This window comes from Pseudomonas edaphica (assembly GCF_005863185.1).
GTDB lineage: Bacteria > Pseudomonadota > Gammaproteobacteria > Pseudomonadales > Pseudomonadaceae > Aquipseudomonas > Aquipseudomonas edaphica.
Genome location: NZ_VBVZ01000980.1, coordinates 1 through 1,332 on the forward strand (window position 1 = coordinate 1; position 1,332 = coordinate 1,332).

1 protein-coding gene is annotated in these 1,332 nt (G+C 58.4%); it reads right to left on the reverse strand.

What is annotated here, in order from left to right; translation table 11 throughout:
- Nucleotides 1-176: 176 nt before the first annotated feature.
- The coding region (gene aceK, locus FEM54_RS32650) for a bifunctional isocitrate dehydrogenase kinase/phosphatase (protein WP_138454294.1) at nt 177-1,332 on the reverse strand (1,156 nt) is incomplete at its 5' end.

The following is a 1,332-nucleotide window of genomic DNA, read 5'->3' on the forward strand; positions in this document are numbered from 1 at the left end:
GCGTTGGGCTGCGCAGCAGCCCCATTGTAGACACCGAGATACTCCTGAAAGAACTCTGAGTCTGTTTTTGGGGCCGCTGCGCAGCCCAACGCAGGGCAAGCCTGCTCGCCACAACAGCCCAATTCGCACAGACGTTGTTAAATTGGAGCAAGCCTCCTCCCAAACGGTATATGCGTTTACAGCGGGTCTTTGCGCCGATACGGAAACACATCAATCACCTTGCCGGCGCGAATCGCTTCCTGCAGGCCTTTCCAGTAGTCGGCGTTGTACAACTCGCCATGCAACTCGTCGAACAGCTTGCGCTGGCCGGCGTCGGCGAACAGGAACGGCGGGAACTCTTCCGGGAACACGTCCAGCGGGCCGATGGAGTACCAGGGCTCCGAGGCCATTTCATCTTCAGGCGTACGCGGTGCGGGGATGTGGCGGAAATTGGCCTCGGTGAGAAAACAAATTTCATCGTAGTCATAGAACACCACACGACCGTGGCGGGTAACGCCGAAGTTCTTCAGCAGCATGTCGCCGGGGAAGATGTTCGCCGCCGCCAGTTGCTTGATCGCCAAGCCATAGTCTTCCAGGGCTTCGCGCACCTGGGCGGGGTTGGCGTTGTCCAGGTAGAGGTTGAGCGGGGTCATGCGCCGCTCGGTCCAGCAGTGGCGAATCAGTACCGTATCGCCCTCCACTTGCACCGTGCCGGCGGCGACTTCCAGCAGTTCGGCCAGGCATTCGGGCTCGAATTTGCTCAAGGGAAAGCGGAAATCGGCGAACTCCTGGGTGTCGGCCATGCGCCCCACACGGTCAACACTTTTGACCAGCCGGTACTTCTCGATCACCGTGGCGCGGTTGACGTTCTTCGACGGCGAAAAACGGTCCTTGATGATCTTGAACACGGTGTTAAAACCCGGCAGCGTAAACACACTCATAACCATGCCGCGCACGCCGGGCGCCATGATGAATTGATCATCGGTGGTCGCCAGGTGGTTGATCAACGCGCGGTAGAACTCCGACTTGCCGTGCTTGTAGAAACCGATCGAGGTGTACAGCTCGGCAATATGCTTGCCAGGCAGGATGCGCTTGAGAAAGCCGATAAACTCGGCCGGCACCGGCACATCGACCATGAAGTAGGAGCGCGTGAAGGAGAAGATGATCGACACATCGGCTTCGTCGGTGATCAGCGCATCGATCTGGATGCCGCGCCCTTCGCGGTGCAACAACGGAATCACCAGGGGCCATTGCTCGTCACGGGTAAAAATACGACCAACAAGGTAGGCGCCTTTATTCCGGTAAAGCACTGACGAAAACAGCTCGATGCTCAGCTGCGGGTCTTTGCACACC